The organism is Allobosea sp. 2RAB26 (assembly GCF_052115465.1).
GTDB lineage: Bacteria > Pseudomonadota > Alphaproteobacteria > Rhizobiales > Beijerinckiaceae > Allobosea.
Map to the genome: position 1 here is coordinate 200,964 of NZ_JBFRGS010000007.1, position 13,151 is coordinate 214,114.

General features: G+C 62.5%; 12 protein-coding genes and 1 tRNA gene. 11 read left to right on the forward strand and 2 right to left on the reverse strand.

What is annotated here, in order from left to right; genetic code table 11:
- The first annotated feature begins 46 nt into the window (after positions 1 to 46).
- A complete protein-coding gene (locus tag AB4118_RS16090) occupies positions 47 to 742 on the forward strand; it encodes a M48 family metalloprotease (RefSeq protein WP_441490673.1) in 696 nt (231 codons plus the stop codon).
- 528 nt (positions 743 to 1,270) lie between these two features.
- On the opposite strand, the gene AB4118_RS16095 is transcribed toward AB4118_RS16090, so the two are convergent.
- Positions 1,271 to 1,347 (reverse strand) — tRNA-Arg (locus tag AB4118_RS16095).
- 601 nt (positions 1,348 to 1,948) lie between these two features.
- Between AB4118_RS16095 and AB4118_RS16100 the strand changes: the two genes are divergently transcribed.
- Genes AB4118_RS16100 through AB4118_RS16130 form a run of 7 tightly spaced genes read left to right on the forward strand, consistent with a single transcriptional unit; the run spans position 1,949 to position 9,219 of the window.
- A complete protein-coding gene (locus AB4118_RS16100; RefSeq protein WP_441490674.1) occupies positions 1,949 to 3,148 on the forward strand; it encodes a mandelate racemase/muconate lactonizing enzyme family protein in 1,200 nt (399 codons plus the stop codon).
- Positions 3,126 to 3,875: a GntR family transcriptional regulator gene (locus AB4118_RS16105; RefSeq protein WP_441490675.1), complete on the forward strand. Its 750-nt coding sequence runs from the start codon at positions 3,126 to 3,128 to the stop codon at positions 3,873 to 3,875. The genes AB4118_RS16100 and AB4118_RS16105 overlap by 23 nt, the downstream gene beginning before the upstream one ends.
- Before the next feature lie 31 nt (positions 3,876 to 3,906).
- Positions 3,907 to 5,220, forward strand: coding sequence for an ABC transporter substrate-binding protein (locus AB4118_RS16110; protein WP_441490676.1), 1,314 nt, complete (start codon positions 3,907 to 3,909; stop codon positions 5,218 to 5,220).
- Positions 5,221 to 5,274: 54 nt separating this feature from the next.
- Positions 5,275 to 6,138 carry a carbohydrate ABC transporter permease gene (locus AB4118_RS16115; protein ID WP_441490677.1) on the forward strand — a complete coding sequence of 288 codons (864 nt, stop codon included), beginning with the start codon at positions 5,275 to 5,277 and terminating at the stop codon, positions 6,136 to 6,138.
- Complete coding sequence (locus AB4118_RS16120) at positions 6,138 to 7,043, forward strand: carbohydrate ABC transporter permease (protein ID WP_441490678.1); 906 nt, start codon at positions 6,138 to 6,140, stop codon at positions 7,041 to 7,043. Before AB4118_RS16115 ends, AB4118_RS16120 begins: the two co-directional genes overlap by 1 nt.
- Positions 7,044 to 7,046: 3 nt before the next feature.
- Positions 7,047 to 7,478: a GlcG/HbpS family heme-binding protein gene (locus tag AB4118_RS16125; protein WP_441490679.1), complete on the forward strand. Its 432-nt coding sequence runs from the start codon at positions 7,047 to 7,049 to the stop codon at positions 7,476 to 7,478.
- 40 nt (positions 7,479 to 7,518) lie between these two features.
- Complete coding sequence (locus tag AB4118_RS16130; protein ID WP_441490680.1) at positions 7,519 to 9,219, forward strand: GMC family oxidoreductase; 1,701 nt, start codon at positions 7,519 to 7,521, stop codon at positions 9,217 to 9,219.
- A gap of 366 nt (positions 9,220 to 9,585) precedes the next feature.
- Here the strand turns inward: AB4118_RS16130 and AB4118_RS16135 are convergent, their stop codons facing one another.
- Entirely contained in the window at positions 9,586 to 10,278 is a 693-nt protein-coding gene (locus tag AB4118_RS16135) for a 3'-5' exonuclease (protein ID WP_441490681.1), read from the reverse strand.
- A gap of 214 nt (positions 10,279 to 10,492) precedes the next feature.
- On the opposite strand from AB4118_RS16135, the gene AB4118_RS16140 reads away from it, so the two are divergent.
- The 3 genes from AB4118_RS16140 (at position 10,493) to AB4118_RS16150 (ending at position 13,144) form a co-directional block, all read left to right on the forward strand.
- A complete protein-coding gene (locus AB4118_RS16140; RefSeq protein ID WP_441490682.1) occupies positions 10,493 to 10,672 on the forward strand; it encodes a hypothetical protein in 180 nt (59 codons plus the stop codon).
- Positions 10,673 to 11,125: 453 nt separating this feature from the next.
- Positions 11,126 to 11,401, forward strand: coding sequence for a YMGG-like glycine zipper-containing protein (locus AB4118_RS16145; protein WP_441490683.1), 276 nt, complete (start codon positions 11,126 to 11,128; stop codon positions 11,399 to 11,401).
- A gap of 147 nt (positions 11,402 to 11,548) precedes the next feature.
- The gene (locus AB4118_RS16150) at positions 11,549 to 13,144 is read left to right on the forward strand and encodes a patatin-like phospholipase family protein (RefSeq protein ID WP_441490684.1); all 1,596 of its coding nucleotides are present in this window, start codon (positions 11,549 to 11,551) and stop codon (positions 13,142 to 13,144) included.
- Positions 13,145 to 13,151 lie beyond the last annotated feature (7 nt).

Here is a 13,151-nt window from a genome sequence, read left to right on the forward strand (position 1 = left end):
CTTTAGCTCCTAACCACCCCGAAACGCCGTGAAATGGAGGAACAGTATGACCAGCCGTCACATTGCTTCCCGCGGACGCAGGCTCCCGCGTTGCTCGAATTTTTGCATACGATTCACGGCTTTCCTCGCCGTATTTATTATTTTTACTAACGGCGCCGAAGCAAAAAAGCACAGACCGATCAATCTCGTCATTGGCAATAACGTCCAAAGCTTTCACGTTGGGATCAATGGTAAAAAAATTCATGCTGGATGGCCAAGCAACGAGCACGATCAAAATTTTCTCGAAGATATCATAAATATATCTGGAATGACCCAAGACATACTAATGCTCGAAGCTGATGTACCTAACGCTTACGCCCTTATAGATTACCAAAAATCTCCGCCCTTCAAGCTCGTAATTTACAATTTTGACTGGGTAAGAAAGCACGCCATTGACCCCACCCTTCTGCGATATCTCGTCATTGCACACGAGATTGGGCACCATGCATGCACGCATCCCGCAGGGCGCCTCTCAGGTTTACCTTTAAATCAAGAATTAGAAGCAGATCGATTCGCCGGATCCGTCATCAGACGCTTGTCGGATGCACAAATTATGGTCGGATCAACTCCAGATCTAGGTCATATGTTGGAATCGTTACGACAAATTCTTCCTTATGCTGGATCCGATACCCATCCCGCACTGAAAGATCGAATGAATGCTTTTAGCGAAGGTTGGACCGGCGATAAAATTCCATGCCGATAAAGCCATATCCCATGACTGGGGAAAGCCAATCTGAAGCCGGGACCCGGCGCACAGCGAATCGCGAGTGCACTCCAAATCTGGATCCCGGGACATTCCCAGTGGCCGGGACCGGCGCGCCGGAGGTAAGGCCTTGCCGGTGGGAAAATTAGCGCTCCAAACTTTTGGATTGGCTTCGGGGGCCTGACGCGCGTCGGCAAACATCAGGCTAGTTTTTCTGCCTGAACGCTGCCTGAACCGCCTTCGGAGGCGCTGCAGTAACATGAAACGTAATTTCGTTGCTGCCACTGCCGTCTTGCACGCGTCCAGCGCTCTTCGTTACGGGGCGACGGCCTGAATGGCGCGACCACCGCGGCCGCAGGCGCAGGTTTCGGCAATTCGAAGGGTGTATGGACCGGAGCCCATGACCCGACACGGGTTCCGGCTCGGCGCGATGCGTGACATCGCCGCAGTGTTATCAGGAACGTTGGTGACTCCTTGGTGACTCCGAGGCCGGCGCTCACCAAGGATTTCTCTAAGCCATTGTTTTAATGGCGCGCCCGACACGATTCGAACGTGTGACCTTTGCCTTCGGAGGGCAACGCTCTATCCAGCTGAGCTACGGGCGCAATCCGTGGATGGTGGATAGCTGATTGCCGGACGCTCGGCAACAGGCGTTTGAACGAGGCGGCGAAGGCCGAGTTGGCAGAGCTCTCCGGTTCGTATCGTGTCGGGCGGCCGCGGTTGGGGCTGGATTTTAAGCCGCCCTCGCGAAACCGCCGCTCATCGCCTGTTGCCAGACATGCACAGAGGCGCGGCGCACCTTCTCGGCGGAGAAGGCCATGGGCTCACTCTTGCCGCTGCCCTGCGTCGGCAATGCTCTCTTAGGCGCCGCTGGAATGATTCCGTCATCCTGCGCATCGAGCAGGGCGCCAGCCCAGCGGCCGTGATGCCGCCAGCGCTTAGGACTTGCTTCCCCGGATTGTCGAAAAGACGTGAGTGCCAGTCACTCTCCAAATCAGCCCTTTTCATCAGCGCCAACGAAATGCGCTTCATCGGCCGGAGTGCCCAGGCGCGAAGCGTATGGACGATACGCTCGGCCGCTCACTAAACGAGAGGGCACGCTCCCTGGCCAAGCTTCATGTCGCAGGCGACGATCTTGTCGGCCACTCCATCTTGACGGCGCGCCAAAAAAAATAAATTATAATTTATAATATCGGAGGCACGACGTTGAAGATTTCTCGACTCAGGGCGATCCAGCTCGAAGCACGGTTCGCGGATGTGTTCGGCGGCATCGAGAAGGTGCCCGCAGAACTGCTCGCTCCGGCCGCTCATTTTCGGCGGATTCCCCGCGCCGGCCAGGTTTCGACGCTGGTCATCGTTGAGAGCAATGACGGCGCCATCGGCTATGGCGAGGCTTTTGGCCTGCCCCATGCCGGCGCGGCGACTGCGATCATCAACGGTGTCATCGCGCCGGTGCTGATCGGCGCCGAGATCGGCGATCCCAACGAGATGCTCGGGGACCTCGAGCGCTATTTCACGGCGATGGGCAGCACGCGCGGACCCGCCATCGAAGCTCTGAGCGGCGTCGACATCGCCTTGTGGGATCTCAAGGCGCGGGCCGCCGGCCTGCCGCTCGCGACGCTGCTGGGCGGCTCGCCGGGCCCGGTCGCGACCTATGTCAGCCCCGTCGGCTTCCAGGATCATCCCGACAAGTCGGCGCGCGCCGCGCGGGCCTATCTCGATCAGGGCTACACCGCCATCAAGCTCAAGGTCGGCCGCGGCCTCGCGATCGATATCGATCATATCGCTGCCGTGCGCGGCGAAATGGGGTCTGACAAGGCGCTCTATCTCGATGCGAATTGCGCCTATGACGTGCCTACGGCGATCGCGGTCGCCAAGGCGCTCGCTCCCTACAATATCGGCTGGTTCGAGGAGCCGGTGCCGCCTGATGATCCCCAGGCCCTCGCCGAGGTGCGCAGGGCTTCGCCCGTGCCGGTAGCAGCGGGCGAGAACGATTTTACGCTCGCCGCTCACGCCAAACTGGTCGCTGCCGATGCGGTCGATTTCCTGCAGCCAAATATTTCACGCGCGGGTGGCGTGTCGGGTCTGATGGCGATCGGCGCGCTCTGTGCGCGCTCCGGCATCCTGATGGCACCGCATGGCGTCGGCAGCTGCGTCGCCGTCTCGGCGGCAGTGCATACCTGCCGGGCGGCGCCAGCCGTCCATGGCTATGAGGCAAACCGGCTGCTGAACCCGCTGCGCGACAACATGGCGGTGCGCCCACTCGTCACGGAAGCCGGGCAACTCGTCGCTCAGGATTTCCCGGGTCACGGGGGCGAGCCGGATCTAGCACGCCTTGCCCGTTACGTCGTGAACGGCCTCGAGACCAACGCGGAGCGGGGCGATGTCATCCATATCAGTGCGTAGCCCCGGCGACATGGGCGAACTCGTCGGCAAGCCCGGCGAGACGCTCGCCGAGACCTTGCGGCGCACGCTGCTCGACATGATCGTCTTCGGCTACTTCGAGCGGGGCACGCGGCTCTATCCGGAAAAGCTCGCCGAGCATTTCAATGTCAGCCCGACTCCGGTGCGCGAGGCCCTGATGCGACTGGCGGCGGAGGGCTTCATCGAGGTCATCCAGCGGCGCGGCTATCACATCCGCGACCCCGACGCGAAGCAGGTTCTCGACCTCTGGCAGGTGCGGCTCGCAATCGAGCTGATGGCCGGCGAACTGATGATCGGACGCCTGAACGAAGGCAGCCTCGACATCACGGCTGTCGACGCGATCGAGGAGGTCCAGCGCCGCCTCGAAGTCGATCCGCAGGAGATCTCGCACAAGAATCGACATGAGCAGAACGCGAGCTTCCATCACAAGATCGTCGAGTTCAGCGGCAACGACCTGCTGCTCTCGACCTATCGCGGAATCCAGATGCAGGTGCTGAACGCCTGGATCCAGCGCGGCATCGAATCCTGGCGCACGCGCCATGCCTCGGAAGCCGTCGAGCACCGCGCCATCATCAAAGCGCTGCGCGACCGCAATCCCAACGACTACGCGAAGGCGGTGCGCGCCCATCTGGGCCGCTCGCTCAAGGACGCGCTGGCTGATCTCAAGGCCCGCAATCTGATCGAAGAACTCGCACAGAGCCGAACCTAATCGGCCGCTTTTTCATGGGGAGGAAATGAACATGAAGAGACGTCACGTTCTAAATGGCCTGGCGGCGCTCGGTTTCGCGGCTGCAGGCGCGCTTGTTCCACAGGCCCCGGTCTTGGCGCAGACCAAGACGATCCGCATGTGGACGTTCCTGAGCGCCACAGGGACGACGCCGCGCGAGGTGGCCCTGGCGCAGATCATCAAGAATTACGAGGCCGCCAATCCCGGCACGAAGATCGTCGTGGAGACGCAGGTCTGGGATCAGATGACACCGAAGTTCCTGGCGGCCCATCGCGCCGGCAACGCGCCCGACATCAGTTGGGTGGTGACCGATTTCCTTGGCGACGCGATCGGCTCCGGATCGCTGGCCGACCTCAACGAGCTGTTCATCAAAAAATGGCCGGCAGAACAGGTCAAGGACCATGCCAGCGCCTATTGGGACCTGACCAAGAAGGGCGACAAACAATATGCCTTGTTCGCCTCGCCGAACTACATCTCGATCGTCTACCGCGCGGATCTGATGAAGGCTGCCGACATTGACCCGGCTTCGATCAAGACCTGGGATGACTTCCGCGCCGCCGCCGAGAAGCTGACGGTGAAGAACGCCGGAGGCCAGGTGACGCGCTATGGCTATGCCCAGGGCTTCAGCGAGCAGCAGGCCGACCCGCACATGATGATCCCCTATCTTCTCGGAGAGGGCGAGAGGCTGTTCAAGCCGGACGGAAAAGCCAATTTCGCCAGCCCCGCGGGCGTCGCCGCCATGACCTTCGCGACCGACCTGGTCAAGAAATACAATGTCTCGCCGCCCCAATCGGCGACCTGGACGGTCGACGACCTCTTCGAACAGTTCTCCTCCGACCGCGTCGCCATGATCCAGGGCCCGAGCGTGCGCGTCTCGACGTTGCAGGCCAAGCTCGGCAAGGAGAATGTCGGCCTGATGCTTTGGCCGGGCAACGGCAAGTCCGCCCATTCGCCGGCTGTCATGGCCGGTTGGGCCGTCGGCGTCTGGTCAAAGGGCACGCAGAAGGAGGAGGCCGGCAAGTTCGTAGACTACCTGTTGGGCGCGGAAGCCGAGAAGATCTGGGTCACCATCGGCGGGCAGTCGCCCCTGATGGCATCAACGGCGAAGGCGGTCGCCCCCTTCGTCGACCAGCCGGGCAACGGCTATATCCGCGTCGCCGCCGAGGGGGCGAGCAAATATGGCTGGCTCACTCCGATTGAGTTCAATGTCGGCGGCTACCGGCAGGCGCTGAACAAGGCGACGCAACGCATCATCGTCGAAGGCGTCGCCGTCAAGGCGGCCCTCGAAGAGGCAGAAACCCGCTTCAACCGTCAGAACAATCGCTGACGTGAGCCAGGCGGAGTCGAATCCGGCTCCGCCTTCGATCAGGGATCGCTCTCGATGACGATGTATTCGCGCCTCGCCGGCGTCAATTACGTGCTGCCTGCGATGGCCCTGCTCATGCTGGTGCTGTTCTCGCCGGTCCTCTACGGCTTCTGGTTCAGCCTGTTCCGCATCCAGTATGGCGCGCCGACGGATTTCGCGGGCCTGGAAAACTATGCACGGCTGCTCGACGATCCAGTGCTCGCCGCCACGTTCGAGCGCAGCGCGCTGTTCACCTGCGCCGCCGTCGCGCTGACACTGGTCATCGCGCTTGCTCTCGCCGTCTGGATCAACCGACTCGGCCAGCGGCTCGGCTTCGTCGTCCAGATGATCGTCATCCTGCCCTGGATCATCTCGACGGTGGTGGCGACGCTGCTGTTCCGCTGGGTCTTCGTCAGCGATATCGGGCTGGTGGGATCGCTGATCCGGATGGCGGGCATCCCCGACGTGCAGCTCCTCAACAGCCCCGGCAGCGCCATGGCCTTGCTGATTGGCGTCTCGGTGTGGAAGCGGGTTGGCTATGCCGTGATCATCCTGCTCGCGGGGCTCAAGGGCATTCCCGACGATTACGAGGAAGCCGCCAAGATCGATGGCGCCAATCCTTGGCAGATCTTCTGGCTGATCGTGCTGCCGCTCTTGAAGACTCCGCTGTTGCTGGTCACGATCGTGCTGACCCTGTCCAACCTCAATACCGTCGAGACACCGCTCGTCCTGACCGGCGGCGGACCGGGCGATGCGACACGAATCCTGCCGATCGAGGTGTTCGACCGCGCCTTCGTGAATTTTGACCTCGGCTCGGCCACGGCGCTCGCCCTGGTGATGTTTGCCGGCAATATCCTGCTCGTCCTGGCCTATGTCAGGCTCGCGAAGTGGAAAACGTGATGAGCGCTGCCTCTTCCGCCGCTCATCCCAGGCCCGTCCCAGCGCAGAATGCCCAGCCGGTCGGAGCCCGCGCGATCCTGCCCGGCCCGCTCGGCTTCGTCATCGCCGCCCTCTTCCTGGTGCTGGCCGGCCTCAATTTGCTGCCCCTGTTCTGGGGCGTGCTCACCTCGCTCAAGTCGCAACCGGACCTGTTCAGGACGCCTCCGGTGCTGTTTGATTTCATACCGACGGCCGAGAACTACCAGCGCGTCGTCGACAGCGGCTTTCTCGGCAATATGCGTGTGAGCGTGTTCTATTGCGTGGTCACGGTGGCGAGCGTGCTGCTGCTCGCGCTGCCTGCCGCCTATGCCTTCGACCGCTTCGATTTCCCACTGCGCCGGGCGCTGTTCATGCTCGTCGTCGCCAGCATTCCGCTGTCGCTCGGCGCGGCCGCGCTGCTGATCCCGAACTATCTGTATTTCACCCGGCTGGGCCTGACCAATTCCTGGTTCACGCTGCCGGTGATCTACACCGCCTACCAGCTGCCAATGGCGATTTGGATCATCAAGGGCTCGCTGGAAGCCATCCCGCGCGAACTCGATGAGGCCGCGATCATAGACGGCGCCACGCATTTCCAGATCCTGACGCGCGTGATGCTGCCCCTGACGCGGCCCGCACTGGGCGCGGCCGGGGTGCTGACCTTCGTCGCCTGCTGGAACGAATTCGTGGCCGGCTCGGTGATGATCGACACGCCGGACCTGCGGCCGATCCAGCCGGCGATCTACAATTTCATCGGCTATTTCGGGCGCGAATGGGGCCCTCTGACAGCCTCCGCGACGCTCGCCATTCTCCCCATCCTCATCGCATTCGCCTTGCTCAGCCGCCTCATCGTGTCCGGCCTGACCAAGGGTTCGGTCAAGGGCTGAGACATGCATACCATCTCCAATATCGGCTGCGACGAGGCTGAGGCCGTCATCACTGCCGCAGCCAGGGAAGCGGCGCAGATCGGCGTGCCGCAGAACATCGCGATCGTCGATGCCGCTGGCCACCTGGTGGCCTTCCGCCGAATGGACGGGGCGAAATTCACCTCGATCGAGATCGCGCTGGCAAAGGCCTTCACTGCGGCCGGCACCCTGGTCGAGACCCGGGCGATCGGGCCCAAGACCCTACCGGGTGAACCCGGCTTCGGCATCCAGAACATGCATGGCGGCCGCTTTACCACGCTCGCCGGCGGCATGCCGCTGAGAGCCGGGACACAGGTAGTCGGCGCGATCGGCGTCAGCTCTGGCTCGACCGCTCAGGACCAGCAGGTGGCCGAGGCCGGGGCGGCTGCCTTCGCTGCCCTCGGCCTCTCCGCCTGATCCGCCTTTCCCTGCCTCTGCAAGCATCGTGAGCCTCACCATGTGGGATATCATCATCGTGGGCGGCGGTTCGGCCGGCTGCGTCCTGGCCAATCGCCTCTCCGCCGACCTATCGAGAAAGGTCCTGCTGATCGAGGCCGGGCGCGACCTCAAGCCCGGGGAGGAAGGTGCGGCGATCCTCGACACTTATCCCGGCAAGGCCGCGTTCGACCCGCAGAACCACTGGCCGGACCTGCTGGTGCAGACTCAGCCGCATCTTCACAATGTGGCCAACCGTCCGCCCGCAAAGCGCTACGAGCAACCGATGCTGATCGGCGGTGGCTCCAGCATCAACGGCCAGATCGCCAATCGCGGCACGCCCGACGACTACAACGAATGGGGTCAGGCCGGCGCCGAGGGCTGGGACTGGGACGCCGTGCTACCCTATTTCATCAAGGCTGAGACGGATCTGGACTATTCGGGACCGCTGCACGGCAAGAGCGGGCCGATCCCGATCCACCGCATCCCGCATGAGCGCTGGCCGGCCTTCTCCATTGCCGCCGAGGCCGCCATGGAAGCGCAGGGTTTACCAGACATCAAGGACCAGAACGGTGCCTTCGGCGACGGGCATTTTGCTATAACGCTGTCAAACAACGGGCAGCATCGCGTGTCGACCGCCATGGCCTATCTCGACGCCGCGACCCGGCGACGGCCCAATCTCACGATCATGACCAACACTCAGGTGCTCACTCTGGCGATGCAGGGCAATCAGGTCGTCGGCGTCGACATCGCAAGGGGCAAGGGCCAGGAAAGGCTGGCGGCCCGCGAGGTCGTGGTGTCCTCCGGCAGCATGCACTCGCCGGCCCTGCTGATGCGCTCCGGCATCGGCCCAGGCGGGCATCTGCGCTCGCTCGGCATCGAGGTCCGGGCCAATCTGCAGGGCGTGGGCGCCAATCTGCAGGAGCACCCCGGCATCTCGCTCTCGGGCTACATCAAGCCAGCGGCGCGGCTCGGCAACTCGACGCGCCGCCATATCCATGTCGGCATGCGCTACAGTTCCGGCGTCGAGGAGTGCGGGCCGTCCGACATGTTCCTGATGGTCGCCGCCAAATCCGCCTGGCATCCGCTGGGACCGCGGATCGGCACAATCATCTCCTGGATCAATAAGGCTCATTCGCGCGGCGAGGTGCGGCTGGCATCGTCGGATCCGCGCAAGGAGCCGACAGCGGACTTCAATTATCTCTCCGACCATCGCGATCTCCAGCGCATGGGCGCGGCCGTCCACCTTATTGCAAGGCTCTTTGCCACGCGGCCCCTTGCCGATCTCGTCGAGATGCCGGGCGCCTCGAGCTATAGCGGCTTTGCCAAGTCGCTGGGCCGCCAGACCGTGCGCAACTACCTGATCACCGCGCCGATTGCGCTCGCCATCGATGCTCTGCCGCCGCTGCGAAAGCTGTTCTTCCAGCGCGCCGTCTCAAGCGGCATCAGCTTGCAATCGCTGCTGAACGAGCCCGACATCCTCGAGGCCTACGTCAAGGCACATGCCTTCGGCCAATGGCACTGCTGCGGAACCTGCCGCATGGGCGCTGCGGTCGACCCCGACGCGGTCGTGGACGGCGCCACGGGGCGGGTGCATGGCGTGGGCGGCCTCAGCGTCGTCGATGCCTCGATCATGCCCACCGCGCCACGCGCGAACCTGAACCTGCCGGTGATCATGATGGCCGAGCGCATGGCAGACCTGATCGCGGCCCGACCAACCTAGGCTATACCTGCCAGTGCGGACGGACGTGGCAGCATCGTCGAACATGCCGATCACCGAGCGAGCGGCACGCTGAACGCCACCGCCCAGCCGGAGATCAACGACGAGGCGCCTCGATCTACGGCCGAATACTGGTCAGGTTGGGCACGATCGTGGGCTGGTCGAGCGCGGCGAAGCAGATTTCGCAGCACGCCCTCTAAGCCGCAATGAACCCCGGCGCCTGGTCAAAACTCGCCAACTGTGGATCGGACGAGGAGTGCCGGCCCCTGCGTCGGATTGAATGGCCCAGACAGCACCAGGGGATGTCGTCTTTTCTGTCCATGCGGAATCGAAGCCGACGATGGTTCAGAAGCAACAACTCATTTTGGGTTAGTTCACCGAGCTGATGTTCTGCGCGACAGCACCGGCTGATCCAAATTTGCGGTGCGATTTTGCGTCAGGGCTACCTAACGCCGCCAGCCAGTCACGCGCTCGCGCAGCCGGGACACGCTGCAGCCGGTGCAGCACGTCGTCATCGAAATGCTCGGCGCGACAAAGAGAGCGTGCGTCTGCGCAGATGCGATCGAATAGGTGCGCGGTCACGAAAGTATCTGCACTCGCTCGATGGAGCCGTCCAGGGAACGAAATGCCCATCTCTTCGATGAGGCCGCCCAATCGATAACTCTTCCGGCCCGGAAACATGCGCCGAGCCAACAGCAGAGTGCAAAGAGTGCGAACGGGCTGCCCCTCAAGGAATTCACTCGCCTCGTGCTCGTAGAATTTTCGGTCGAAGCCCGCGTTGTGGCAAACGACGGGCGACGATCCAATGAAGGAAGCCAGCTGACGCATGGCTATAGCCGAGGTCGGTGCACCGCTCAGCATCGCAGTGGTTATTCCGGTGATCTGAGTGATCTCCTGGGGCACGCGAACGCCTGGGTCGACAAAGGTGAGTAACTCGTGGCCCGCTCGACCATCCAGCACTTCGCGGGCTGATACTTCAATCACACGAGCCCCCAAGGCAGGGCTGAGGCCGGTCGTCTCGAAGTCGAGCACGACAAAGCGTCCGCCGGGAATGCTGTTCAAGGTAGAGACTCCTGGCGCCTGCTTCGTTGATTCGAGGACAGGATATCATTCAAGGACGGTCGGCCGCGCCTGAAGTCCTCGGGCATTCGGGCGGGGGGATATAACCGAATGGGGCGGCTCGTTGACCATTTATCTGCGGCAGGCGGACTAGAGAGATGACGCTGCACAGCGGGGGGGCATCGGCAGCAATCATCGCTTTAGAAGTGCTCCGTCGATGACGAAGACAGTGTCTCTGGTGGCTCATTGGGATCACGACTCGCGTCGGATTTTTGAGGCGAAGCTTTTGGAAATTAAAGGGATTTATCTCGCGCTCGGCAAACTCAAATCCAGCTTCGGAGGGCAACGCTCTATCCAGCTGAGCTACGGGCGCAATCCGTGGATGGTGGATCGCTGATTGCCGGACGCTCGGCAACAGGCGTTTGATCGAAGGCCGAACTGGAGACGGCACTGGTTCAAATCCTGTTGGGCGGGCCGATTAAGTCGAAGTTAATATTCCGGGGCTGGCAGCCGTGGCGGACCGGCGTCTCGTTGCGATCATCAGGGGCAGCTTGCCGGATGGGGCCATGCCCACTTCACGACGGATGCATCCGCCTATCGGCCGGCCGCGCCCCGAAGCGCCGCCGACCGATTGGTCCGTTTCGATGATCCGTGGCCAATCGATCGTCACTCCAGTGCGGGCAACGGGCTCGCGGAGAGCGCGTGCCAAGCGGCGGTTTTCAGCCTTCGGTACAGAGCGGCAAGAAACGCCATGCACATAGATTGGGACGCAGGGCGATGGCAGGTTCGGCTGCTTGGCCTAGATTGATGCGTTCGCATTCGCGCGCACTCTTGAACAAGGAGCCCCATAATGATCCGTTCGATCACATTCGCCGGCTTTATCGGCCTCGGCCTCTTCCTCGCAGGCTGCAACCCTGAGTCTCAGTCGCAGCGCACGCTTGGCGGCGCTGCAATTGGCGCTGGCGGCGGTGCGCTCATTGGTGGGATCGCGGGCGGCGGACGGGGGGCCGCGATCGGTGCCCTCGCTGGTGGCGTGACCGGTGCGGTCGTCGGCCGGGCGACAACCCCGAACAACTGCATCTTCCAGGACAGGAGCGGTCGCCGTTTCACGGGGCCCTGCCCATAAGGCGCGCCTGAGCGCAGCTGCGGGCCAAAGGGCCGGCCGCCTGGCAGCATCTGGTCTTGTACACGGCCGCTCCGATGGGGTGGTCGGGCCAAGACCGCAACCCTATCGGGGCGGCCCGTCGCACCGGCGACGGTCCGGCCTTCATGAGTGAACGAAACTGCGTCGGATGCCGAAGCAGTCAATGGCGGGATTCCGAGCCAGGACCTGATTGCCGGTTGCAATTTGATCGAGCGGTTGGACCGAATCGGCTATGTGCCGGAATGTCAGTTACGTAACCAGCCATCGTGCGACGGTGCCGGAGAGCGAATGAGGCTGCTTGCTGAGAAGGGCGTGAAGGCCATCTGGCTGATGGCCACGCTCATCCTCTGCGCCTGCTCGGCTGCGGATGTCGGGCCCGTCAATAGTCACGCGGAGAAGACGCCGCCACCGTCGCCGGAATTCGTCCCCGATCGCGGGGATGACGGCTCGATGGTCGTTGGCCTCGCCTTCTCGGGAGGTGGCGTTCGCGCTTCAGCCTTTTCCTACGGCGTCCTGCGTGCGCTTGACGATATCGTCGTCGACGAGAAGCCTTATCGACGTACGATGGTCGATAATGTCCGGATGATTTCCGGGGTCTCCGGCGGCGCCATTACCGCGGCCTATTTCGGCTATCGTGGCCGCGACGACTACCGTGATTTCGATGATCGCTTCTTGTTCCAGCACGCAGAAGCGAGCATGGAAACATCGCTGGCGTCACCCTTCAGCCTGTCCCGGGCAGTGGCTGGCGGCGTCAATGACCGAAATACATTTGCACGCTGGTTGAACGATAATCTGTTCGATGGGGCAGATTTTACCCGTTTCAAATGGGCGAACGCACCGTCCGTCTGGATCAGCGCTTCGGATATCTACAATCGGACGCCTTTTCTATTTAGCTACGATACCTTTGCGGCGCTCTGCAGTGATCTCGACAAGCTGAAGATTTCGGATGCGGTGGCAGCCTCCGCCGCCGTGCCTGTCGTCTTTGCGCCCGTCGTGCTGGCTGCCACCAAACAGGATTGCGGCTATAGCCGCCCCGCCTGGTTGAAGGAGGCGCTGAGTGGCTCCAACCCATCCACGCGACTGACGGCCTACGCCAACGCATTGCACTCCTATCATGCCGAAGACGGCATCAAGTTTGTGCGGCTGATGGATGGCGGGCTGACGGACAATCTGGGCATAACGGGTTTCGTCCTCGAAAGAAGCGCGTCAAAGACACCGCACGGACCATTATCGGCGGAGCAGGCCGTCAAGCTGCGCCATTTCCTGTTCATCGTTGCCGATGCTGGCCGCGGGCAAACGGATGATTGGGGGGCTTCGATGAATGGCCCCTGGCTGGCGCCGCTGGTCGAAGCGGCAATCGATACCGGCATGACCTCATCGTCTCGCCATGGTCTCGACGCTTTGAACTTTGCCGTCGAAAGGTGGAAGGAGCGGGTGGTCCGCTATCGTTGCGGGTTGCCGTTGGAAACCGTGCGCCGGATCCGGGGCAGCGCTGACGGCTGGGACTGCCGTAAGGTGGATTTCAAGGTCGAACACCTTGAATTCGCTGATCTGGAACAGAACGTCGCGTCCCACCTGAACCGCGTCGAAACGCGGCTCTCGCTGCCGCGCGAGCAGGTCGAGCTGCTCATCGAGGCCGGAAGGACGGTTGTTCACCGGAGCGCGGCCGTGAAGCAGGCGGTCGACGATGTCCGCCGCGCTGCGGGCGTCAGCGGGGGAAATTGATCGCGAG